Origin of the sequence: Pantoea leporis (genome assembly GCF_028048155.1) — a bacterium.
Classification (GTDB): Bacteria; Pseudomonadota; Gammaproteobacteria; order Enterobacterales; family Enterobacteriaceae; genus Pantoea; species Pantoea leporis.
In genome coordinates this window covers 65016-87957 of record NZ_JALMEU010000006.1, presented here as the reverse complement: position 1 = coordinate 87957, position 22942 = coordinate 65016, and the positions used below count along the sequence as shown (strand labels likewise).

Here is a 22942-nt window from a genome sequence, read left to right as displayed (position 1 = left end):
TGTTAAGCAGCGTGAATTAATCTGGTCACACCAGTTAAATTGTTTGTTAAAGGGTGTTTTAACTTTGCGTTTATTTTTTATTTTTTCCTCTGGGCTACACATATGATTCATTCGGTATTTATTGTTGATGACCATCCGTTAATCTGTACGGGCATTCAGGCATTACTGCAGTCATATCACTACGCCATCGCTGGCACTGCTAATAAAAGCGATCTGTTAATTACCGAGCTGCATAGGACACGTCCGGACGTTTTACTGCTCGATCTCACCATGCCTGGGCGCGCTGGCATTCCGTTGATTACGGACATCAAGCGCGCGTTGCCAGACCTCAAAATCATTGTTTATACCGCTTCAGAAAGCCTTTTTTATCAACGATGTTGCTTACAATTAGGCGTGGAAGGCTATGTGTGTAAACGCGGCAATTTAGACACTCTCCTTACCGCAATAAAAGAGGTGGAATGTGGTAAGCGTTTTTATCCGGTAACGGAGGAAGCGGCCGAGGTAAACGAGTTAATTGAGAGTGAAAAATTGATGAGCCTGACGCGCCGGGAACTGATGGTATTGGTGAAACTGGCGTCGGGAATGACAAATAAAGAGATCGCCTCACAATTACAACTCAGTAGTAAAACTGTGAGTACCTATAAAATAAAAATCCTGCGTAAATTAGGTTTAAAAGGGATTAGTGGCATTAATATGACAGCAAAATTGAATGAGTTGGTGTGAAAGATCGGGTCGCCATTCATGGCGACCCCACTAAATTAGAGTTTTAACGGTGGCAGCTGCGAAAACACGCTCAACAATCCTTTGCTCCACAGCTGACGAATTTGTGAAAAATAGGGATGCTGTTCGGTGATGTGATATTGCTCGCTATCGCTGAAACTGTCGGTGCGATAGACCATCACATCCAGCGGTAATCCCACCGAAATATTACTCGCTAACGTTGAATCCATTGAAATTAACGCACACTGCATCGCCTGACTGAGCGGCGTTTCATAGCGCAGCACGCGGTCAATAATCGGTTTGCCGTACTTGCTTTCACCAATCTGGAAATAAGGCGTATCAACGCTGGCTTCGATGAAATTGCCCTGCGGATAGATCTGGAACAGACGCGGCTCCTCGCCACGAATCTGTCCGCCCAGCAGCAGCGTGCCGCCAAACTCCTCGCCATCGCGCTTGATCACCTCGCGCAGCGTTTCGCCCACCATCAGCGCAATGTCATACAGCGATCGTCCATTCAGTAAATTCGGTTGATCGTTATCGCCGTTGTTGCGTCGCAGCAGGCTCAGCACGCTCTGCGTGGTAGCCAGATTGCCGGCGCTTTGCAGCACCAGCGTGCGTTCATCATCGACCTGAAACACATGCAATTTACGGAACGAGGAAATATGATCAACGCCCGCATTGGTCCGCGAATCGGATACAAAAATCATCCCTGACGATAAACGCATTGCCACACAATAAGTCATAGTTACGCCTGTTCTGATTACTGCTGCGCATGCACCTGAAGCACCGCAGCCACCGCCAGCATATCTTCACCGCCGCCGCCCAGCCGCATACCGCGCACCGGACAGGCATCGAGATAATCCACACCAACCGCCAGACGTAAATGCTGGCGTGTGCTGCGGGTATTATTGGTGATATCAAAGCTGTGCCAACTGCCATCCAGCCAGGCTTCAACCCAGGCGTGAGTGGCGACGTGCTCAACGTTTTCAGTATAGAGATAGCCGCTCACATAGCGCGCCGGAATCCCCAGAGTGCGACAGCAGGCGAGAAACACGTGGCTGTGATCCTGGCAAACGCCGCTGCCGGCGGCAAATACTTTCGCGGCGGTATCAGTTACCTGGGTGCTGCCGGGACGATACGGCATCTTCAGCAGCAATTCATCCATCAACTTTTCCAGGCTGGCGAGCGGCTTTTCCGGCCGCCAGTAGCGCTGGGCAAACTCGCGGATCTCGGGATTGGGCAGCGTCAGCGGCGTGGCGCGCAGAAACACCAGCGGCGACAACGCGCACTCCGGATCGGGTGCCCACTCGCCGGCATCAAGGATCTCCACCACACCGCGCGCGGCGATATCGAGCTGCTGATGCGGCGTATCCAGCGTTAGCACATGCATCACGTTGCCGTAAGCATCCTGCGTGCAGGTGGCTGCGCAGGGCAGCTCCAAATCCCACGAGATAATTTGCTGATGCACCGAATTTTGCGGCGTCAAACGCAGATACTGGGTGCTGAGTGTCACCTGCTGCTCGTAGGCGTAACGGGTTTTGTGCTCGATGTTAAGTCTCATTTCGCCTCCAGATAGGTGTGATTGATGCTGTCTGCCAGCGTGTTCAGGCGCGTCAGAAATGCATTGAGCCAGTGCGTTAACCCTTCCTGCGTCAGGCTTTCCCAGGTACTAAACCTGATTTCCGCCAGCAGCACGGTGATCAGATAACGCGGACGATCTTCGCCGCTGCTGCCGATCTGCTCGAGCTGGGTAGCGATCTCATCAATACAGGAGTGCAGCGATCGCGGACTTTCACTGCGCAGGATCAGCATCTCATTCACCAGATCCGGCAACAGCTGCTGCTTAAAGATGGCGTTGTAGGCTTCACGCGCCGACACCGCGCGCAGCAAGGTATCGAGGCGATAATATTCGCGTACCGAATCGGACTGTTGTTCCAGCAGTTGCTGATTGACGCTCAGCAAACGCGCGGTGCCGTCGCTGCGCTCCATTAGCGTGCCGATGCGGATAAAACTCATGGCATCACCGCGCAGCAAGGTGCCGAACATCGCGCCACGAAACAGGTGCGAGCGCTCTTTCACCCAATCGAAAAAGCTATCGGCGTTGGCGCTGGTAATACCGCGCCGCCGCGTATTGCGCATCTCAATCCACGTCGAGTTGATGCTCTCCCACACTTCCGACGACAAACTGCCGCGCACCGCATGCGCGTTGTTCCACGCCTCCTGCCAGCAGCTGAAAATGCTGCACGGATTGCGATCGTCGAGGGCGAAAAAGTTGAACAGCTGCGGCATGGTGAAGCGGCCGTTGAGGGTTTCAAACAGTTCACGCGTGCCGGTGAGATTAAGCGGCAGCAGCAGATCGTCGCCCTGGTCACCGCGCACCGGCATTAACGACAAACGGTTGGTCACGTCTAACACGCGAGCAAGTTGTTCTGCGCGCTCAAGATAGCGCGCCATCCAATAGAGGCCACTGGCCGTGCGGCTTAGCATGATGCGTCATCCTCCAGAACCCACGTGTCCTTGGTGCCACCGCCCTGCGACGAGTTCACCACCAGCGAACCTTCGTTCAGCGCCACGCGGGTTAAGCCGCCGGGCACCAGACGAATATCCGCGCCGCACAGCGCAAACGGGCGCAGATCGATGTGGCGCGGCGCGAGGCCGTTATCGATAAAGGTTGGACACGTGGAGAGCGATAGCGTGTCCTGCGCGATGTAGTTTTCCGGGCGCGCTTTGAGGCGATCGCGGAAATCACTCAGCTCCTGCTGGCTCGCCACCGGGCCAATCAACATGCCGTAACCGCCTGCGCCGTGCACCTCTTTCACCACCATTTTCGCCAGGTTGGCCAGCACGTAGGTGAGATCCTGTGGTTTGCGGCATTGCCAGGTGGGTACGTTATTGAGGATCGGATCCTCATCAAGATAGAAACGGATCATGTCCGGGACGTAGGGATAGATCGATTTGTCATCGGCGACGCCGGTGCCGATCGCGTTCGCCAGCACCACGTTGCCGGATCGATACACCGACAACAAGCCCGGCACGCCGAGCATCGAATCCGGGCGGAACGCCAGAGGATCGAGGAAGGCATCATCAACGCGACGATAGATCACATCGACTTTGCACGGCCCGGCGGTGGTACGCATCATCACCGCGCCATCTTTGACGAACAGATCGGCGCTCTCCACCAGCTCAACGCCCATCTGCTGCGCGAGGAAGCTGTGCTCGAAGTAGGCGCTGTTAAAGCGGCCCGGCGTCAGCACCACCACCACCGGATCGTTGACCGGCGAGCTTTCGCGCAGGGTTTGCAGCAGATGCGAAGGATAACGCTCTACCGGCGCGATGTGCTGCCCGGCGAACAGTTCCGGATAGAGGCGCATCATCATCTTGCGGTTCTCCAGCATATAGGAGACGCCAGACGGCGTGCGCAGATTGTCCTCGAGAACGTAATATTTGCCGTCGTTATTGCGCACCATGTCTACCCCAACAATGTGCGCGTAGATGTGGCGATGCAGATCGACGCCTTGCATACAGGGCTGATATTGATCGTTCACCAGCACCTGTTCAGCGGGCACGATGCCGGCTTTGAGGATCAGTTGCTGATGGTAGATGTCGTGCAGGAAGGCGTTAAGGGCTTGTACCCGTTGGCGAATGCCGCGATCGAGCATCGCCCACTCGCTGGCAGGTATGATGCGCGGCACGCTGTCGAAAGGAATTAAACGTTCCGCGCCGCCGTCATCACCGTAGACGTTGAAGGTGATGCCGACGCGATGAAACAGCAGTTCCGCTTCTTCACGTTTGCGCGCCACGGCCTCTTTGTCCGCCTGTTGTAACCATTCCCAGTATTGCTGGTAGTGAGCGCGGTGTTGGCCATCGCTCAGCCACATCTCATCATAGAATTGTGATGCTATCTGGTAGCTTTCTTTCATGATTTACCCGGCGCTTGTCAGAGGACCTCACACTCTCCTGCACAAACTGTGCCAGAGGCTTGCCCCGGTAAGGCACACGCGCCGCGTCAACGGAAATGGCTGTTTTGCACTTTACTGGTGCATTAGCTGCTGCGCGATTGGCAGCCAGATCTCCGTCATCGCGCCTTCGCCACCGGTAAAAGGATCGCGGGATGGCAGCGGCACCTGCTGGATCTTCTCCTTCGACGTACGTAAACGCGACGGCTCATCACGCACGGTTTCCGGGGACATGCCTTCAGGATAGGCGCCAACGGTGAAAAAATCCTCTGAGGCAAACACCTGTTTGTGGCCGACGCCCGCCGGGATCAGTACCGCATCGCCTTCACGCAGCGTCACCATGCGACCGCTGTCGCCGCCGAACAGCACTTCCGCCCAGCCAGCCGCAACACCCAGCACTTCATGGGTGTTCGGATGGTAATGCGTATAAGGAAAGATCGGCGCACGCCATGCGGCGGGCCAGCCGTTGCGGGTAAAGGTTTTTTCAAACCAGGCGGCGCTGTCTTCCGTCGGATTTTCATCGTCATACGGCACAATGCCGGGCCAGATGATCAGCGGCAGCGGGCTGTTGGGCACGCCGCCCGACGGCAGCGATAACATCAGATGTTGCGGATTGCTGGAGGATCCAGCGGAAAAGGTGCCGGCGGCGAAAGACATCAGTAACAGCAGGCTGGAGTGGTTGGCAGTCATACTCTTTCTCCGGTTAATCACGATGCTTAATTGTGGCTTACCAAAGTGGCATTGCAATGTGCGCCCACCAACAAAATTCACAAAAAATAATGATTTAGCTAACTAAAGCCAAATTTATTAGCAACATAATTAACATCTCTTGCGGGTGAATGAGGATCGCCATAACTGGCGCGCATTTATGCGCACCAGGCCGCAAAGCGGCATGAATTTAATGCAAAAAAAACCGGTGGATTTCGCCACCGGCCGAATCAAAAAAAGCGATTCAAAGGCACTGACAGGTTATCGCAGGCGCTCAGCGATAGGTTTCACAACGTTCTCCCCTTCGCGGCCATAAAACTGGAACAGGGTTTCTGCAGCGGCATCGGTTAACACCAGAATTTCGATGCGGCGATTACGCGCACTCATGGGATCGTCATGATCGCGCGGCATGCGTGACGCCATGGCATTAACCTGCAATACGCGCGCACTCTCCAGCCCGCCACGCTCCAGCGCGCGGCGTGCCGCCAGCGCACGATCGCCCGACAGATTCCAGTTGTTGTAAGCGGCGTTGCCACTGTACTGCGCGGCATCGGTGTGGCCGCTGATCATGATTTTGTTGTCGATGCGGTTAAACACCGGGCCGAGCTCGGTCAGCAGTTTCTGGAAGAATGGCGTTAGCACCGCGCTACCGCGTGGGAACATCATGCGATCCTGATCGTCCTGAATCAGGATGCGCAGCCCTTGTGGCAAGGTTTCCAGCATCAGGTAATTTTGCGCGTTATAGCTGTTGATCATCCGTTGCAGCTGGTTGTGTAACAACACCAACTCCGCATCCGAGCGTGACAGCACGCTGTCTAAATCTTCCTGTGGCTTGCTGCCGGCGTTCAAACTGATGTCAGCCTTACCTTGGCTGACAGTCGCTGTTTGCGTCGGCGGGGAAATTGCCATGGTTTCGCCGATAATCGCCGATCCGCCGGAGTTCTCAACGTCAAAAGGATTGAAATTGGTGCCATCAAAAACCGACGTGCCGTTCAATTGCGCGACGATCTCTTTACGCTCCTCTTCACTCACCGCGCCCATGATCAACTTTGTGGTGGTCACCAAAGGTGCCGAACGTATATCTGAAGTCTCGGCGCGCTTTACGCTTGATGCGTTGCCAGGCAAACAGATGGCGATCGATGCCGATCTCAATGCCGGGTTAATCAATCAGGAACAGGCGCGCACGCGTCGCCAGGATGTGGCAAACGAAGCCGACTTCTACGGTGCAATGGATGGCGCGTCCAAATTCGTACGCGGCGACGCCATCGCCGGCATCATGATCCTGCTGATTAACGTGGTTGGCGGTATTTTGATTGGCGTATTCAAATACGGTTTACCGGCAGGACAAGCGTTTGAACAATATGTCCTGCTGACCATCGGTGATGGCTTAGTCGGACAAATTCCTTCACTGCTGCTCTCAACGGCGGCGGCGATTATCGTGACGCGCATCAGCGATGGTGCGGACATGGGCGATGACATCAAGTCTCAGCTGCTGGCTAAGCCAGGTACGCTGTATACCGCTGCGGCCGTGATGTTTGTGCTGGCGGTGGTGCCGGGCATGCCGCATCTGGTGTTCCTGGTATTTACCGGCCTGCTGCTGTTCGCTGCGTGGCGTCAAAGCCAGAAAATTAAAGCGCCGACGCAAGATCATCACGCTATGGAAGCGATCAGCCAGGCGCTGACGCAGCCGGACGATCAGCCCGCTATCGGTTGGGACACTATCCCGATGGTTGAGCCGATCGGGCTGAATCTCGGCTACAAGCTGGTGACGCTGGTGGATAAAGGCAAAGGTGCGCCGCTGACGCTGCGTATGCGTGGCGTGCGGCAAGTGGTGTCGGAAACCAGCGGCGTGCTGCTGCCGGAGATTGCGCTGCGCGAAGATTTCCACCTCAAGCCGGCGCAGTACGCGATCAAGATCAATGGCGTGCGCACTGCCGTCGGCGAAGTGCATGCCGATCGTCTGATGGCGATCCCGACGCCGGAACAGTACGGCGAAATCGATGGCGTGTTGGATACCGATCCGGCCTACGGCATGGCGGTGACGTGGATTCTGCCCGAGCAGAAAGCCAAAGCGCTGAACCTGGGTTATCAGGTGGTGGATTGCGCCAGCGTGGTGGCCACCCATGTGAATAAAGTGGTGCGCGAGAATCTGCCGGAGCTGTTTAACTACGATGACATCACTCAGCTGCATCAGCGTCTGGCGAATGTGGCGCCTAAGCTGTCGGAAGATGTGAACGCAGCGGTGAACTTCAGCTTGCAGCTGAAAGTGTATCGTCTGCTGCTGAACGATCAGGTGTCGCTGAAAGACATCACCACCATCGCGACGACGTTGCTGGAGAGCGCGGCGATCACCAAAGATCCGATCCTGCTGACTTCCGATGTGCGCTATGCCCTGCGTCGCGCCATGGTGGCGGCGATTGCGCCGGACAACAAACCGCTGTCGGCTTATACGCTGGAAAACAGCCTGGAGAATCTGCTGCTGGCGGCGCTGAATCAGGCACAGCAAGCCGGCAAAGTGGCGCTGGATAGCTTCCCGGTTGATCCGAATATCCTGACGCAGCTGCAGAGCACGCTGCCGGTGATGGTGGAGCAGTTGAAAGCGCAGAACCTGACGCAGGTGCTGCTGGTAACACCGCAATTGCGCCCGCTGATTGCGCGCTACGCCCGTCTGTTTGCCAATGGGTTGAATGTGTTGTCGTACAACGAAGTGCCCGATGATGCGAATTTGCAGATTGTGGGTCAGGTGAGTTAGATCGTGCTGGCTGTCACAGATTGTGCTGGCTGTCCCCCATCCCGGCCTTCCCCCGCAAGCGGGGGAAGGAGATGCTGCCACATGCCAGTGCTGAAGCTGCATGTGGCAGCATCTTCCTCCCCCATTAATGGGGGAGGACCGAGGAGGGGGACAGCGAGCACGAGCGAATTCGAACACCCGGCACTATCCCATCAACGCCGCCATAATCACCGCAAAAACCGCGTCCGGCTGCAGCATCACCTCATGATTCCAAAATCTCAGCACCCGCCAGCCATGTCTATTTAACCGTTGCGTACGTTCATCGTCATATCTGATAGTTTCACCATGTTGCGATCCATCGAGTTCAATCGTTAGCCGCTTCTCCAGGCAGGCGAAATCCAAAATATACGGGCCGAAAGGGTACTGTCGGCGAAATCGCATACCGCCACATTGTCTGGCACGCAGCACAGACCATAGCTTTCGCTCTGCTGGCGTCATGTTATTTCTCAGTTCCTTCGCGCGCAGCACATGATGTCGCATGTTATTCATCCTGAAAAAGCGCATCTTGTTTCCGCAATGGCTCAATCTCAACGCATGCAGTGCAATCTTGAGCAACACATCGCAACTGTTATAAAAAAACACAGCGAATCTGTCTCTAATTCGCTTCACTGTTATGTGCTTTACTGGCAGGCAGTGATAATTAGAGGTGAACAATGGACGCGATCAAACAAATCCTGCTCGACGAAATCGCCACGCTGAACCGCGAAGGACAGCGTGATAATTTGCCGCGCTTTAGCTTTTCCTTCCTCAAAACCCATCCGGGGCTCTGGGCCATTATGTATCTGTGCTACGCGCTGTGCGTGGCGCTGATCTTTTCAACCGACATGCTCGGCTGGCCAGCGTTCTGGTTTGCCACGGTGTTTGTGGTGATGATGAGCGTGCTGATGCTGATGGATATCAACCCGAAATATCGCTTCGAAGATATCGACACGCTGGATTTGCGCGTTTGTTATAACGGCGAATGGTATTACGTGCAGCCGGTTTCTCAACAAGCGCTGGATAAGATCCTTGATAACCCCCACACGCCGGAGCGCGTACGCAGCGGCATTGATCGCCTGATGAAGCAGAAAGGTGAAGTGGATTTCTACGACGTTTACTATCTCACCTGGGGCCACCAGCAGGCGGCCCAGGTTTAACCGTTTAGCTTGCCAATCAGTTTTCCCAACGTCTCTACCGCCGCCTCGGCCCGTGCATCCCACGGCCAGGCGGTGTTGAAGCGGAAACAGTGGCTGAAGCCTTCGCTGCTGGAAAACAGCTGGCCGGGCGCGATGCTGATGCCCTGCTGCAAGGCCAAATGATACAGCTCAGTGGTATTGATCTGCACTGGCAGCGCAACCCAGAGAAAATAACCGCCCGGCGTATCGCTGATGTTGGCCTCAGCAGGTAATACCCGGCGCAGCGCCTGTTGCGCCAGCTGCTTACGTTTAGCCAGCGTCTGCCTTAGCTTCTTTAAATGCGTATCGTAGCTGCGCGTGCTGAGGAAATCGGCGAGGGCCAGCTGCATCGGCGCGCTGGTCGAGAGCGTGCTCATCAACTGAATACGCTGCACGCGCTGCGCATGACGTCCGGCAGCCACCCAACCGACACGAAATCCCGCCACCAGATTCTTCGAGAAACTGCCGCAGTGCAGCACGTTGCCATCAAGATCAAAAGCTTTAGCCGGCAGCGGTTTGTCATGGCCTTCATACAGATCGCCATACACATCGTCTTCAATCATCGCCACGTTGTAGCGCGCCAGCAGTTCCACCAACTGCTGCTTGCGCTCGGCGCTCAGGGTAAAGCCGAGCGGATTTTGCCGGTTGGTCATCAGCCAGCAGGCTTTCACCGGCCAGCGCTGCAAGGCCTGCTCCAGCTCATCCAGATCCATGCCGTGTTCGACATCGCTGGCGATGGCAATCGCGTTCAGCTTGAGGCGTTCAATCGCCTGTAGCGCACCATAAAACGATGGGTTTTCGAGGATCACCCAATCACCGGGTTCGGTGACGGCTTGCAGGCTGAGGTTGAGCGCCTCCATTGCGCCATTGGTGATGACGATGTCATCCGGCGACAGCGTGATGCCCTGCTGTGCGTAGCGCTGGGCGAGAATTTTGCGCAGCGCTTCATTGCCTGGCGGCAGGTTGTTGAGCGCATCGGTGGGCTTTAAGTTGTGTGAGACTTTTACCAGCGAGCGCATCAGCTGGCGCTGCGGGAAGAGTTCGGGATCGGGAAAGGCTGAGCCAAACGGCATGATGGCGGGATTGCGCGTGGCTTGCAGCACGTCGAACACGAAGCTGTTGGTATCCGCCTGATCGGTTTTGCCGATCTCTTGCGTGGGCAGGCGCGGACGGCTTTCGGCGGCGCGCGGCGCCACGTAATAGCCGGATTGCGGCTTTGAGACGATCCAGCCCTGACTCTCCAGCACTTCATAGGCGTGCATCACCGTCATCAGGCTCAACCCGCTCTGCTCCGCCTGCTGACGTAGCGACGGCAGTTTTTCGCCCGGCGGCCAGATGCGCGCCTCGATTTGCGTGCGAAGCTGCTCGACCAACTGCTGATATTTCGCCACCCGAACTCCGATGTAGAGGATTTGGCGGCTAGTTTCCCTCACCCTAACCCTCTCCCGCAAGCGGGAGAGGGAATGAAGGCGTTAAGGCACCTGCTCCAGCGCTAACTCTTCTTGATAAAAATTCGGCAGCTCGCCAATGCGTTCCGGCGGCACCGGTTTGCCCAGCAAATAGCCCTGCAACGTATCGCAGCCTAAACCGGTGAGGAACGCCTGTTGATCCTGGGTTTCTACCCCTTCGGCGACCACTTTCAGATGCAACGACTGCGCCAGCGCGACAATGGCGGAGACGATGGTGGCATCTTCCGAATGCGCCTGCAGTTCATTAACAAAAGCGCGATCGATTTTCAGCTCGCTGGCCGGTAACCGCTTGAGATACAACAAGCTGGAGTAGCCGGTGCCGAAATCATCAATCGAGGCTTTTACGCCCATGTTGGTGAGTTCGGTGAGGATACGCACGCTCTCTTCCGGATCGCGCATCGCCGTGGTTTCGGTCACTTCCAGCGTCAAAAGTTCAGCCGGAATAAGGTGCTGCGCCAGCGCCTCGGTGACGGTTTCCACCAGATTGCTTTGCTCAAATTGTACAGCCGACAAATTGACCGCCACCGACCAGTGCGGGTGGCCCTGCAGATGCCAGGCACGCAGCTGGCGACAGGCTTCGTTGATCACCCAGTTGCCGATGTTAATGATCATGCCGGTCTTTTCCGCCATCGGCAGAAAGGCGTCCGGTGCCAGTAAACCGCGTGAAGGATGCTGCCAGCGCAGCAGCGCTTCAAAGCCAAGGATCGGGCCGCTCGGCGCGCAATATTTTGGCTGATAGAACAGGCGTAACTCTTCGTTATCCAGCGCTTGCCACAGATCGTTGTTCAGCTGCAATTGCGACTGCGCCAGCGTGTTCATTGACGGCTGGAAGAAGGTGTAACCGTTGCGGCCGTTGTTCTTGGTGTGATACATGGCGGCATCGGCGTTGAACATCAGCTCGCGATCATCTTTGCCGTCACCAGGGTAAACCGCAATTCCAATACTCAGCGACACCACCAGCTCATAGCGCGAGACATCGAATGGGCGATCCACCGCTTTTACCAGCGTATCAGCAACCGCTGCGGCATCATTGGGTTCATCAATTTCCAGCAGCAGCACAAACTCGTCGCCGCCCATGCGCGCCAGCGTGTAGTGCCCTTTCATCTGTTCGGTCATGCGCTCGGTCACGCCAATCAGCAGGTTGTCGCCCACGTGATGGCCAAAAGCGTCATTTACCGCTTTGAAGCCATCCAGATCCATAAACATCAGCGCAAACTGCGTTTTCTCACGGTTGGCTTTATTGAGGGCTTGCTCCAGACGATCTTCCAACAAAATACGGTTGGGCAGACGCGTCAGGTTATCGTGTAGCGCCAGCTGTGCCAGCTCACGGTTGGCTTCCGCCAGCGAGTGGGCGAGGATCGAGGTGCGCGCTTGCAGACGTGCATCGAGCATTGAGACCAGCAAAGTAATGCCGAGGATCGCTAGCGTCACCACCGTCACCACCACCGCCAGCCAGTTGCTGTTTACGCCCATGTGCGTTGCATGGCTGTGCATCGGGAAATTGGCCGCCGCCATGCCGGTGTAGTGCATGCCGGCAATCGCACAGCCCATCACCACGGAGGCGCCTAACCGCAGCGCGGTGACGCGGCCGTGACCTTCGCGCAGATTAAACGCCAGCCAGAGCGCGGCGCCTGAGGCCACCAGCGCGATCGCCACCGATGCCGCCACCCAACCCCAATTCCAGGTGATGCCGGGCGTAAACATCAGCGCCGCCATGCCGGTGTAGTGCATGGCGACCACGCCGGAACCCAGCACCACAGCGCCTCCACACAGTCGCAGCCACGGCAAGGTCGGCGTTGAGCACACCAGCCACAGCGCAAAAACCGAGGCTAATATCGCCACCACCATGGAGGTGACGGTGAGCGTGGGATCATAGCTCATGACCATATCGAGGCTCATCGACAGCATGCCAATGAAGTGCATCGCCCAGATGCCCACGCCCATAGCGAATCCACCGCCGAATAACCAAACCAGCGCCACCTTGCCAGTTGAGGAAGCCACGCGCCCTGCCATATCAAGCGCAGTAAACGAGGCCAGCATCGCTACCAGAATCGAGACGATGACGGTAAACGAATCGTACGAAGTCACTAACATAGTGATTTACCAAGTAAAAGCCGGTGTGAGTCAGCTGTGGTGTTGTTGTTAAAAAAGTGCGGTCTATTGGTTTTATTGTAGGAATTATCGGCAGCGTAACTGCCGATATGAGTTTTTGAACGATGAAACCTTCCGATGGGGAAGAAACTAAAAATTGTTTATTGCGCGCCCGCCAGCGGCACCACGTTATCGCTAAAGGCCAGCGGCACCGCAAGCGCAGCGGTAAATTCACCGATGCGATCGGCTGGCGTGGGCTTGCCGAGCAGATAACCTTGCAGTGTGTCGAAGCCTAACCCGGTGAGCAAACGCTGCTGCTCCTCGGTTTCGACCCCTTCCGCCACCATGCGCAGGTTAAGCGTTTGTGCCAGCGTCAACATCGCAGTGACCACCGTGGCGTCTTCGCTGCCGGCGCGCAAACTGTTGATAAAGGCGCGGTCGATTTTCAACTCGCTAGCTTCAAGGTGTTTCAAGTGCAGCAAGTTGGCGTAGCCGATGCCGAAGTTATCAATCGCCACTTTCACCCCAAGACAATGCAGTTCGGCAATGCGCTGCTGGCTGAACTGCGGATCGCGCATCGCGATATTCTCGGTAATTTCCAGCATCAACGCCCCGTCAGGGATTTGATGGCGCTGCAATGCCTGGCGCACGCTCTCAATCAAATCACGCTGCTGGAACTGCAGAGCCGAGAGATTGACCGATACCGTCCAGTCGCCGTTACCTTCATCGTGCCACTGCTTCAGCTGGCGGCAGGCTTCATTGATCACCCAGTTACCCAGCGCGACAATTTGCCCGGTTTTCTCGGCGCGCGCCAGGAACATATCGGGCATCAGCAGGCCACGACGCGGATGCTGCCAGCGCAGCAGCGCCTCGAAGCCCATCAATACGGTGCCGCCCGCGCGGAATTTTGGCTGATAGAACAGGCGCATCTCCTGATACTCCAGCGCGTTCCACAGATCGTTAGCCAGCGCCAACTGATGCTGCGCCACCGCGCTCATCGCCGGTTCAAACAGGCACCAGCCGTTACGCCCGCTGTGTTTGGTGTGATACATGGCGGAGTCGGCGTTGAACATCAGCTCCTGCTGGCTGCGACCATGCAGCGGGAAGATAACGATACCGACGCTGAGCGAGACGCGCAGCGAATAGCGATCGAGTTCGAAAGGCGCATCAATGATTTGAACCAAACGCTGCGCCAGTTTGCTGGCCTGATGCAGATGAAATTGCGGGCACAGTATGACGAATTCATCGCCGCCCAGACGCGCCAAAAGAATCTCCTCACTCAGTTCATCGCGCAAACGATCGGCTACCGCGATCAGCAAGCGGTCGCCAACGTGATGGCCCCATGTGTCGTTAATGGCTTTGAAACCATCCAGATCCATGAACATCAGCGCGAAGTTTTCATCCTGCAGCGTCGCCTGCTTGATCGCCGTGGTGAGTTGCTGCTCCAGCATCACGCGATTTGGCAGCGCGGTGAGGTTGTCATGCATCGCCAGCTGACGTAGCTCGCTGTTGGCGCGCTTGAGTTTGGCAGCGAGACGCGCGGCACGCAGTTGCGCATCCAGCATCGAGATCAGTAACATCAGCCCCAGAATGCTCAGCGTGATAATCGTGACCCACACCGCCATTCCCTCTTCGCTGGCGCCGTGATGTTGCATGCTCACCGGCATAACGAATTCTGCTGCCGCCATGCCGGTGTAATGCATGCCGGCAATCGCAATGCCCATCACCAGTGCCGCGCAGGCACGCAGCAGCAGCAGGCTTTCGCCCTGGCGCAGATGAAACGCCAGCCACAACGCCGCACCTGATGCTGCGTAGGCAATCAGCACCGAGAGCGTCACCAGCGGCAGATTCCAGTAAATCGGGGTGGCAATCATCAGCGCGTTCATGCCGAGGTAGTGCATGACAATGATGCCGCTTCCCATGATAAGGGTGCCGCGAATTAAGCGGCGTCGGGTGAGATGACTGCCCTGCACGCCCTGCGCAAAGGCGAAGATGGCGCTGATAATCGCCACCAGCAATGAGATGGCGGTCAGCTCGACGTTGTAGCGCATGGTCATCGGCATCATCATCGCCAGCATGCCAATAAAGTGCATTGCCCACACGCCGATGCCCATCGCGGTGCCCCCGCCGATCAACCACAGTGTTGCCAGATAACCGCGTGAAACGGCCACGCGCCCGGCGGTATCTAAGGCGGTGAACGCGGCAATGAAGGCCACGATCAGTGAAACGGTAACCAGAACGCTATCCCAGGTAACCAGCAGCATGTGCGCTCCTAAACTCTACCCGCTGCGGAGCGGGTGCGGTGTCGTCAAATTAGAACAAGGATAATAAAGCGCCGATCAAGGGCAATTAATGACCGCCTGCGGCGAAACTCAACAAAAAATCGATCCAGAAATATCTGGAGTTGTCGTGCGGATTTTTTTTATTTTCATCGTCAGTCGTTAAGCGAAAAATTAATAATATCTGATTAATGCACGAACATAACATTGAACCGAATCGCGCGGTAGAGGGTGAAATCATCGTCTATTTAGTTTTTTTAACCACTCGCTACCCCTTGTGATTACTGAGTTATCGGCGAAAATTGTGAATTGATTAGGGAAAAATTGAACCATCTGCATACAGGGGCCAATTTGCTGATCTATAGTAAAGAAAACTGATATAAATCATTAATCCGCCATCCAGGAATTTTCTTAGGCGGCAGGCGCTTACGCTGTCGAGTCCATTGCGGCTCTTGTTTGATTTCGGATGAATTTCCATAAATGTATGACCAGGTGAAAAAGCACTGACCTTGGATAATCAGTAAGGAATGATTATGAAACTCAAGCTTTTTCTTGTGGCGTCTAGCCTAAGCGCCGCACTGGCACCTCATGCTGTTTTTGCCGCCACCACAACGGGAACCATCAATGCGACGTTGACGCTGACCACCGGTTGTTTGGTGAACGGTCAATCGGCCACGGCGGGAGTGAACTTCGGTACCCTGAACTTTGGTAGTAGCGCAGCCACTTTTGATACGCTCAATGCCACCCTGGTTGGCGCAGCAGGTAACGGCATCTTTGTTCGCTGCACCACCGGACAAACTTTCAACGTGCAGGTCACCAGCAGCAACGCTGCACCGGCGACCGTTTACGGCACGGTGAGTGGCCAGCCACGCTACCTGATCCTCGGCTCCAACAATACGCAAGGCATTGCCTATACGCTGTATAGCGACGCCGCATTCACTACCGCCATCGCCAACAACACCAATATCGCTGCCAGTGGTACCACCGATCCTACACTCGGGACCAACTACGCCATTTACGGTCAGGTTGTGGGCGGCGGGTTTAACCCCTTGATTCCGGCAGGGACCTACACCGACACCATCAACGTGGCGGTGAATTACTGAGGGAAAGGATAATCAGGGAGGCCGTGGTGCAGCGGTGGGTGCACAGTGCAGGCGGCCTTGCCCTGCTGATAGGGAGCGTCTCCGCCTGGGGGTTGCCGACCGCAACGTTTCAGGTTTCAGCATCAGTAGTGGCAGGCTGTGTTGTGTCCGGAACCAATACCGGGGTATTTGGCACGCTTAATTTTGGTACCCAATCTGGCGTGGCCGCAAGCAGCGTCAGCGCCAGCTATGTGCAAAGCACCACCATCACGCTCGCCTGCACGCCAGGCACCGCCGTGAGTATGAGCATCAACGGCGGCAGTCATTACACCTCAACGCGCAATCTCAAACACACCAGTAACACCAATACCGTGGCGTACAGCCTGTATGCCAATGCGGCACACACCACGGCTATTCCGGTGAATAGCCCGATGGCGCTGAGCTATAGCAATGCCAACAACATCACGTTGCCGATTTACGGCTTATTAACGCTGCCCGGCCCCACGCGCGCCGGGACCTATACCGACACTTTAACCGTCACGCTGAGTTGGTGATGGCGTCAATTAAAAGGAGGAATGATGATTAACCTGCGCGCCCTGATCCTGTTGTTATTTGTGGCCCTAACGCCTGCGGTGCATGCCGCCAATTCGCTGATGGTGTGGCCGATCGATCCGGCGATTGATCCGGAAGATAAAGCCAGCGAGCTGTGGCTGGAGAATCGCGGCAATGCCACCACCATGATGCAAGTGCGCATCTTCAGCTGGCAGCAGGTTAACGGCCATGAGCAGTATCAAACCCAGCAGCAAGTGGTGGCGAGCCCGCCGATGGTGCGCCTCGAGCCAGGGCAGAAGCAGCTGGTGCGTTTAATTAAGCAAACGCCACCTGAAGCCGGACGTGAAGTGGCCTTTCGCGTGGTGCTGGATGAGATCCCTACACCGCGCACGCCAGGCGAAAATCAGGCCGGACTCACTTTCCAGATGCGCTATTCGGTGCCGCTGTTCATCTACGGCAGCGGCGTGACGCGCGACACGGCAAAACCGCAGCTGAGCTGGCAGGAAGTGAACAGCGGCGGCAAACGCTGGCTTGAGCTGACTAATCGTGGTAATGGCCACGCGCGTTTAAGTAACGTCACCATTGGCGGACGCAAAATGGGCAACGGCTTGTTTGGCTATGTGCTGGCCAACAGCAGCCATCGCTGGCCGTTAACCCGCAGCGTGAGCGGTGAGCTGTCGGCCGAAATGAATAAAGGTCACTGGAGCAGCGCGGCCGCGCGTTGATGAAGTTTACGCCACATCCCTGCACGCTGGCCGTCGCCAGCGTGCTTTGTATCAGTCCGATGAGTAGCAGCGCGGAAACCTTCTCCGAACTGCCACCGCCGCCTGCGCTGGAGAATAACGCCAGCGGTCAGCAATACATGCTGGAACTGGTGGTGAATCAGGGCGAACGTGGCGACATCGTGCCGGTTGAACGTAAGAATGGCGATTTCTGGCTGCGACGCGGCGATCTGCAACGCGCCGGTATTCCGGCCGAGAAACTGCAAGGCCAGCAGATCGATGTCAATCAACTCAGCGGAGCGAAAGTGGAGTATGACGAACGACGCCAGCGCCTGTTATTGACGGTGCCACCCGCCTGGCTGCCGGGTCAAACCATTGGCCAGTTACAGCATGCACCGCGCTTTCCCGGTCGCGCCAGCAACGGCGCGCTGCTCAACTATGACTTCTACGCCACCCGTACCGATAACGCCGGTTCGCGCCTCTCCAGCTGGAACGAACTGCGCTTGTTTGGCCCGGCTGGTCAGTTTTCTACCAACGGCGTTTACGTGCAGCAACTGGAAGGTGGCGTTGCCGGTCAGCAGGAAGGCTATATCCGCTACGATACGTGGTTCAGCAATGAAAACGAGAACGCAGCGATCAGTTGGCGCGCCGGGGATTTGGTTACTGATGCGCTGAGCTGGAGCAACAGCGTGCGGCTGGGTGGCGTGCAGATTGGCCGCGACTTCAGCGTTCGGCCGGATCTGGTGACCTATCCGCTGCCCGCCTTTTCCGGCCAGGCGGCGGTGCCCTCTTCGGTCGATCTGTTTATCAACGGCTATCGCAGCACCCAGGCCGACGTGCAACCGGGCCCGTGGTCGCTCACCAATGTCCCTTTCGTTAACGGCGCCGGCGATGCAGTGATCACCACCACCGATGCGGTGGGCCGACAAGTCACCACCACACTGCCGTTTTACGTCTCCAGCAGCTTGCTGAAAACCGGGTTATCCGATTATTCATTCTCCGCCGGTGCCATTCGCGAAAACTACGGCATCAACAATTTTGATTACGGTGCGGCGGCGGCCAGCGGCTCCTATCGCTACGGGCTGAACGACTGGCTGACGCTGGAGAGCCATGCGGAAGGCAGCGACAGCGTGGCGATGGGCGGTGCGGGTGGATTGGTGAAACTGGGCAGTTTTGGCGTGGTGAATGGCGCGCTGGCGCAGAGCCAGATGGACGGTAATCCCGGCACGCAATACAGCTGGGGCTATCAGTACAACAATAGTTGGTTCAGCCTGGGAACCCAGCACATCATTCGCAGCGTCGATTTCGGTAATCTCGCGCTGGTCGGCAGCCGTGGCGACAGCGCGAACACCAGTTACTCGCTGGCGCGACGCAGCGCGCAATACACCGCCAGCGTGTCGCTAAGTGACTACGGCAGCCTTGGCCTGGCTTATTTTGATATCTCCGGCGGCAACGGTGAACGCACCCGTTTATTAAATCTGTCGTGGAGTAAAAATCTGTGGGGCAACAGCAGCCTGTATATCTCCGCCAGCCGCGATCAGGATCAGGGCAACTGGAGCGGCGCCATTTCGCTGATCATCCCTTTCGGCGAACAGAGCAGCGCCTCAGTAAGCACGGAACGCGATCAGGAGGGCAATAACAGCCAGCGTCTGTATGTGTCGCGCGCGATGCCCACCGACGGTGGCTTCTCCTGGGATGCGGCCTGGGCTAATCAGGGCAGCGACAGTGGCGATTATCGTCAGGCCAGTCTGCGTTATCGCAATAACAAAATTGATACCTCAGCCGGTTTCTACGGCGATAACGACAACACCACGCAATGGGCCGATTTTACCGGCTCGGTGGTATTGATGGATAACCGCGTGTTCGCTGCCAACGACATTAACGATGCCTTCGTAGTAGTGAAAACCGATTATCCGGATGTCACGGTGCGTTATGAGAACCAGACCATGGGCCGCACCGATAAACAAGGCTATCTGCTGGTGCCATCGATCAGCAGCTATTACGGTGCGAAGTACGATATCGATACGCTGGATCTGCCCGCCGATCGCACTGCGCCGAAGGTTGAACAACGCTTTGCGGTGAAGCGCAAAAGTGGCTACCTGCTCAATTTCCCGGTGGAGCGTCTGCGCGCCGCCAGCGTGGTACTGCATGACAGTCATCATCAGCCGCTGCCGATTTCCAGCCAGGTGTTACGTCCGAATCAGGCCACCGAATATGTCGGCTGGGACGGCATTGTGTGGATGGAAGATCTCGGTGCTAATAACCCGATTCATGTGGTGACGCCGGATGGACGCAGCTGCGATACGCAACTGGCTATCGCCGACGGGCAGCCAAAAGCGCTGGAAACTTACGGACCGCTTACCTGCCCGCTGCCACCGCCACCGCAAGGCTCTGCGGTGAGCAGCGCGGATAATTCACCGTCAGGGATTTCACCATGAGAAAGCTTCTGCTCCTGCTGGCGCTGTTTTTACTGCCGGGAACCAGCTATGCGTTGTGTAGCTTATCGGCCCCCGCCGCCACGTTCGGATCGGTTACCACGTTTTCCGTCGCTTCAACGGTGAATAACACCTCAAGCACCACTAACGTCAACTGCGGTTCGGGTACGCTTTCGCTGCTGGGCTCCGATAACATCACCTATGCCTTTACCACCGCCTCAAACCTCAGCGGCACGCGCGCCGTGTTGAAAACCGCCAGCGGCGGCACCGATAACATTCCGATTCAGCTGTGTATCGACAGCGCCTGCGCCACCGAATTACAGCAGGGCGGCAGCTATCGCTGGAGTTCCGCCTCGCTGCTGGCGTTGGGAAACACCCTTAACTTCAATATTCCGCTCTACTTCCGCACCGTACCCGGCCAGGTGATCGCCGCCGGCACCTATACCACCACCATTACCATTACCGTGAGTTATACGGTGTGCGCCGGGTTAAACGTGGGAGGATTGTGTGTGGGAACGGTACAGAGCAGCACGGGTACGGCGATGCCGATTACCGTGAATCTGGTGGTGACCAACGATTGCACCACCATCACTGCGCCCAACGTCAGTTTTGGCAGCGCGCCTTTGGTGGGCAGTTTCTCAACGGTGCAGCAGACGATTAACGTGGTGTGTTCGAAGGGCAGCACTTATACCGTGGGCTTGAGCAACGGCAGTTACTACAGCGGCACCACGCGGCAGATGGCGAGCGGAACTAACCGGCTGGCGTATGACATCTACAAAGGCACCACCACCACATCGCGCTGGGGACCGACCGGCACCGGTCGCTGGAGCAGCACCACCTCGACATCGTTGAATGCGGATACCGTGACGCGCAACTTTACCTATACGGCGCAGATTTTGACCACGCAGAATACGCCCGCGGCGGGGAATTATACCGATAGCGTGGTGGTGGATGTGTCGTTTTAGCGGGGTGCGCGCTGTCCCTCATCCCAGCCTTCTCCCGCAGGCGGGAGAAGGAGCTGATCGCGCCGTTACCTAAACATTCCCTCTCCCGCTTGCGGGAGAGGGTTAGGGTGAGGGGAACGATGTTGCGCTTGATATTGCTTCACCATGCGGCCAATCAGCAGCGTACCGACCAATCCGCACACCGCCGCAAAAGAGAGCCACACGCCCGGCATCGCTTTATCGCCGGTGGCATGAATCAGATAGCTCGACACCGCTGGCGTAAAGCCGCCAAAAAGCGCGGTTGCCAGGCTGTAGGCCAGTGAGAAACCCGAAGCGCGCACTTCTGCCGGCATGATCTCAGCCAGATAAACCACCATCGCGCCGTTATAACTGGCATACAGGAACGACAGCCACAGCTCGGCCTCAACCAGATGGGAGAAAGTCGGCGCTCCCACCAGCCAATGCAGCACCGGCCAGGTAGTTAAAATCATCAAGAGGGTGCAGACAATCAGCAGCGGACGACGACCGATGCGATCCGACAGCGAACCCATCACCGGCAGCCAAAACAGGTTGGAGATGCCGACAAACAGCGTCACCAGGAAGCTCTGCTTGTCACTCATCATCAGCACGGTTTTGCCGAACGTCGGGGTAAAGGCGGTGATCATGTAGAACATTACGGTGGTGGTCACCACCATCAACATCCCTGCCAGCACCAGCGCCCAGTTCTGCCCGACCGAACGCATAATCTGACGCATTGAGGGGTGATGTTTACGCTGGCTGAAGGCTTCGGTCTCTTCCAGCATGCGGCGGATATAGAACAGGAACGGCACGATCATACATCCCACCACGAACGGAATACGCCAGCCCCATTCGGTGACGGCGTCTTTCGCCAGCAGATGGTTCAGGCCCAAACCGAGCAGCGCGGCGAAGATCACCGCAACCTGCTGGCTGCCCGATTGCCAGCTGACATAGAAGCCTTTGCGCCCTTTCGGCGCCACTTCCGCCAGATACACCGAGACGCCGCCCAGCTCAACGCCCGCCGAGAAGCCCTGCAATAAACGACCGAGCAGAATCAGGATCGGTGCGGCGGCACCGAGCGTGGCGTATCCGGGCACCAGCGCGATGGTTAAGGTCCCAATCGCCATCAAGCCGAGCGTTAACAGCAAGCCTTTACGACGGCCATGATGGTCGATGTAAGCACCAAGAATAATCGCGCCGAGCGGGCGCATCAGGAAGCCTGCGCCGAAGGTCATCAGCGTCAGCATGAGAGAGGCAAAGGGATCATCGCCGGGGAAAAAGGTTTTGGCGATCGCCGTGGCGTAATAGCCAAACACCATGAAATCGTACATCTCAAGGAAGTTACCGCTGGTAACGCTAAAGATGGTTTTGGCACCGCTTTGCGGCGACTTTTGTAAAGAGTGACTCGCGCTCATATTGTCCTTCCTGGTTTTTCTTCCGTTGTAGCGTGCCGGGCCAGGAATAAACGTGATCTTCTTCACCATTGCAGTTTACAAAAATACGACCAATAGTAACAATAAATTAACAAATTGCGTGCAGGCATTAAAAAAGGCCGCTACGGGAGCGACCTTTACGGCAAGGCTAAGTGGAGTGACGTTACTTCTTCACCGTTTCCATGCCCATCAAACCAATCTTCAGATAACCGGCTTCACGCAGCTGATCCATCACTTCCATTAGGGTGGCGTAATCCACCGATTTATCCGCCTGGAAGAAGATGGTGGTGTCTTTCTTGCCTTCGGTTTGTGCCGTCAGCGCATTCACCAGCGTCTCTTTGGTGACCGCATCGTTTCCGATGAAGATCTGCTTATCTTCCTTGATGGAGAGATAAACCGGTTTTTCCGGACGCGGCTGCGGCGCGCTGGTCGATGCTGGCAGGTTAACGCGCACATCGACGGTAGCTAATGGCGCGGCGACCATAAAGATGATCAGCAGAACTAACATGACGTCGATAAACGGCGTCACGTTGATTTCGTGCATTTCGCCATCGCCGACCGAGTCATCGTTTAAACGCATCGCCATAA

Annotated in this window: 19 protein-coding genes and 1 pseudogene; 8 read left to right on the top strand and 12 right to left on the bottom strand. The window is 56.4% G+C overall.

Annotation, left to right across the window (positions count from 1 at the left end):
- The first annotated feature begins 102 nt into the window (after positions 1 to 102).
- Positions 103 to 723, top strand: coding sequence for a response regulator (locus tag MWH02_RS16205; RefSeq protein WP_101761815.1), 621 nt, complete (start codon positions 103 to 105; stop codon positions 721 to 723).
- Positions 724 to 758: 35 nt separating this feature from the next.
- On the opposite strand, the gene MWH02_RS16200 is transcribed toward MWH02_RS16205, so the two are convergent.
- The 6 genes from MWH02_RS16200 to MWH02_RS16175 form a co-directional block, all read right to left on the bottom strand.
- Complete coding sequence (locus MWH02_RS16200; protein WP_176971806.1) at positions 759 to 1463, bottom strand: proteasome-type protease; 705 nt, start codon at positions 1461 to 1463, stop codon at positions 759 to 761.
- Between the two features lie 17 nt (positions 1464 to 1480).
- Positions 1481 to 2281 carry a transglutaminase family protein gene (locus tag MWH02_RS16195; protein ID WP_101761813.1) on the bottom strand — a complete coding sequence of 267 codons (801 nt, stop codon included), beginning with the start codon at positions 2279 to 2281 and terminating at the stop codon, positions 1481 to 1483.
- The gene (locus MWH02_RS16190) at positions 2278 to 3207 is read right to left on the bottom strand and encodes an alpha-E domain-containing protein (RefSeq protein ID WP_271461019.1); all 930 of its coding nucleotides are present in this window, start codon (positions 3205 to 3207) and stop codon (positions 2278 to 2280) included. The genes MWH02_RS16195 and MWH02_RS16190 overlap by 4 nt, the downstream gene beginning before the upstream one ends.
- Complete coding sequence (locus tag MWH02_RS16185) at positions 3201 to 4640, bottom strand: circularly permuted type 2 ATP-grasp protein (RefSeq protein WP_271461018.1); 1440 nt, start codon at positions 4638 to 4640, stop codon at positions 3201 to 3203. Before MWH02_RS16185 ends, MWH02_RS16190 begins: the two co-directional genes overlap by 7 nt.
- A 111-nt stretch (positions 4641 to 4751) precedes the next feature.
- Positions 4752 to 5366, bottom strand: coding sequence for a cupin domain-containing protein (locus MWH02_RS16180; protein ID WP_110867284.1), 615 nt, complete (start codon positions 5364 to 5366; stop codon positions 4752 to 4754).
- Between the two features lie 279 nt (positions 5367 to 5645).
- The gene (locus tag MWH02_RS16175; RefSeq protein WP_271461017.1) at positions 5646 to 6446 is read right to left on the bottom strand and encodes an OmpA family protein; all 801 of its coding nucleotides are present in this window, start codon (positions 6444 to 6446) and stop codon (positions 5646 to 5648) included.
- On the opposite strand from MWH02_RS16175, the pseudogene MWH02_RS16170 reads away from it, so the two are divergent.
- Positions 6424 to 8136 (top strand): annotated as a pseudogene (locus tag MWH02_RS16170) (flagellar biosynthesis protein FlhA); the annotation flags it as partial. The gene MWH02_RS16175 and the pseudogene MWH02_RS16170 overlap by 23 nt on opposite strands.
- Before the next feature lie 183 nt (positions 8137 to 8319).
- Here the strand turns inward: MWH02_RS16170 and MWH02_RS16165 are convergent.
- Entirely contained in the window at positions 8320 to 8757 is a 438-nt protein-coding gene (locus MWH02_RS16165) for an endonuclease domain-containing protein (RefSeq protein WP_271461016.1), read from the bottom strand.
- Positions 8758 to 8828: 71 nt separating this feature from the next.
- Here MWH02_RS16165 and MWH02_RS16160 point away from each other — a divergent pair, with 71 nt between their 5' ends.
- Positions 8829 to 9311, top strand: a complete 483-nt coding sequence (locus MWH02_RS16160; protein ID WP_271461015.1) for a YlaC family protein — start codon at positions 8829 to 8831, stop codon at positions 9309 to 9311.
- Here MWH02_RS16160 and MWH02_RS16155 read toward each other — a convergent pair.
- The 3 genes from MWH02_RS16155 to MWH02_RS16145 form a co-directional block, all read right to left on the bottom strand.
- A complete protein-coding gene (locus tag MWH02_RS16155) occupies positions 9308 to 10720 on the bottom strand; it encodes an aminotransferase-like domain-containing protein (protein ID WP_271461077.1) in 1413 nt (470 codons plus the stop codon). The genes MWH02_RS16160 and MWH02_RS16155 overlap by 4 nt on opposite strands.
- An 81-nt stretch (positions 10721 to 10801) precedes the next feature.
- Entirely contained in the window at positions 10802 to 12892 is a 2091-nt protein-coding gene (locus MWH02_RS16150; RefSeq protein ID WP_271461014.1) for a putative bifunctional diguanylate cyclase/phosphodiesterase, read from the bottom strand.
- A 158-nt stretch (positions 12893 to 13050) separates the two neighbouring features.
- The gene (locus MWH02_RS16145; RefSeq protein WP_271461013.1) at positions 13051 to 15153 is read right to left on the bottom strand and encodes a putative bifunctional diguanylate cyclase/phosphodiesterase; all 2103 of its coding nucleotides are present in this window, start codon (positions 15151 to 15153) and stop codon (positions 13051 to 13053) included.
- Positions 15154 to 15701: 548 nt separating this feature from the next.
- Here MWH02_RS16145 and MWH02_RS16140 point away from each other — a divergent pair.
- From MWH02_RS16140 to MWH02_RS16120, 5 genes are read left to right on the top strand one after another with little or no spacing between them, the layout of a single operon-like run.
- The gene (locus MWH02_RS16140) at positions 15702 to 16271 is read left to right on the top strand and encodes a spore coat protein U domain-containing protein (protein ID WP_101761803.1); all 570 of its coding nucleotides are present in this window, start codon (positions 15702 to 15704) and stop codon (positions 16269 to 16271) included.
- A 23-nt stretch (positions 16272 to 16294) separates the two neighbouring features.
- Positions 16295 to 16804 (top strand): Csu type fimbrial protein, encoded by a 510-nt coding sequence (locus MWH02_RS16135; RefSeq protein WP_439652370.1) that lies wholly within the window; start codon positions 16295 to 16297, stop codon positions 16802 to 16804.
- Between the two features lie 24 nt (positions 16805 to 16828).
- Complete coding sequence (locus MWH02_RS16130) at positions 16829 to 17527, top strand: fimbrial biogenesis chaperone (protein WP_271461075.1); 699 nt, start codon at positions 16829 to 16831, stop codon at positions 17525 to 17527.
- Complete coding sequence (locus MWH02_RS16125) at positions 17527 to 19962, top strand: fimbria/pilus outer membrane usher protein (RefSeq protein ID WP_271461012.1); 2436 nt, start codon at positions 17527 to 17529, stop codon at positions 19960 to 19962. The genes MWH02_RS16130 and MWH02_RS16125 overlap by 1 nt, the downstream gene beginning before the upstream one ends.
- Positions 19959 to 20924: a Csu type fimbrial protein gene (locus MWH02_RS16120; protein ID WP_271461011.1), complete on the top strand. Its 966-nt coding sequence runs from the start codon at positions 19959 to 19961 to the stop codon at positions 20922 to 20924. The genes MWH02_RS16125 and MWH02_RS16120 overlap by 4 nt, the downstream gene beginning before the upstream one ends.
- A gap of 65 nt (positions 20925 to 20989) precedes the next feature.
- On the opposite strand, the gene MWH02_RS16115 is transcribed toward MWH02_RS16120, so the two are convergent.
- Positions 20990 to 22336 (bottom strand): MFS transporter, encoded by a 1347-nt coding sequence (locus tag MWH02_RS16115; protein ID WP_110867293.1) that lies wholly within the window; start codon positions 22334 to 22336, stop codon positions 20990 to 20992.
- Positions 22337 to 22517: 181 nt separating this feature from the next.
- Positions 22518 to 22940, bottom strand: a complete 423-nt coding sequence (exbD, locus tag MWH02_RS16110; RefSeq protein WP_008103349.1) for a TonB system transport protein ExbD — start codon at positions 22938 to 22940, stop codon at positions 22518 to 22520.
- Positions 22941 to 22942 lie beyond the last annotated feature (2 nt).

Coding starts and splice junctions, on each gene's coding strand:
- MWH02_RS16200 (WP_176971806.1), bottom strand. CDS start 1,463: ATGACTTATTGTGTGGCAATGCGTTTATCGTCAGGGATGATTTTTGTA.
- MWH02_RS16125 (WP_271461012.1), top strand. CDS start 17,527: ATGAAGTTTACGCCACATCCCTGCACGCTGGCCGTCGCCAGCGTGCTT.
- MWH02_RS16150 (WP_271461014.1), bottom strand. CDS start 12,892: ATGTTAGTGACTTCGTACGATTCGTTTACCGTCATCGTCTCGATTCTG.
- MWH02_RS16140 (WP_101761803.1), top strand. CDS start 15,702: ATGAAACTCAAGCTTTTTCTTGTGGCGTCTAGCCTAAGCGCCGCACTG.
- MWH02_RS16205 (WP_101761815.1), top strand. CDS start 103: ATGATTCATTCGGTATTTATTGTTGATGACCATCCGTTAATCTGTACG.
- MWH02_RS16160 (WP_271461015.1), top strand. CDS start 8,829: ATGGACGCGATCAAACAAATCCTGCTCGACGAAATCGCCACGCTGAAC.
- MWH02_RS16185 (WP_271461018.1), bottom strand. CDS start 4,640: ATGAAAGAAAGCTACCAGATAGCATCACAATTCTATGATGAGATGTGG.
- MWH02_RS16115 (WP_110867293.1), bottom strand. CDS start 22,336: ATGAGCGCGAGTCACTCTTTACAAAAGTCGCCGCAAAGCGGTGCCAAA.
- MWH02_RS16180 (WP_110867284.1), bottom strand. CDS start 5,366: ATGACTGCCAACCACTCCAGCCTGCTGTTACTGATGTCTTTCGCCGCC.
- MWH02_RS16190 (WP_271461019.1), bottom strand. CDS start 3,207: ATGCTAAGCCGCACGGCCAGTGGCCTCTATTGGATGGCGCGCTATCTT.
- exbD (WP_008103349.1), bottom strand. CDS start 22,940: ATGGCGATGCGTTTAAACGATGACTCGGTCGGCGATGGCGAAATGCAC.
- MWH02_RS16195 (WP_101761813.1), bottom strand. CDS start 2,281: ATGAGACTTAACATCGAGCACAAAACCCGTTACGCCTACGAGCAGCAG.
- MWH02_RS16120 (WP_271461011.1), top strand. CDS start 19,959: ATGAGAAAGCTTCTGCTCCTGCTGGCGCTGTTTTTACTGCCGGGAACC.
- MWH02_RS16145 (WP_271461013.1), bottom strand. CDS start 15,153: ATGCTGCTGGTTACCTGGGATAGCGTTCTGGTTACCGTTTCACTGATC.
- MWH02_RS16130 (WP_271461075.1), top strand. CDS start 16,829: ATGATTAACCTGCGCGCCCTGATCCTGTTGTTATTTGTGGCCCTAACG.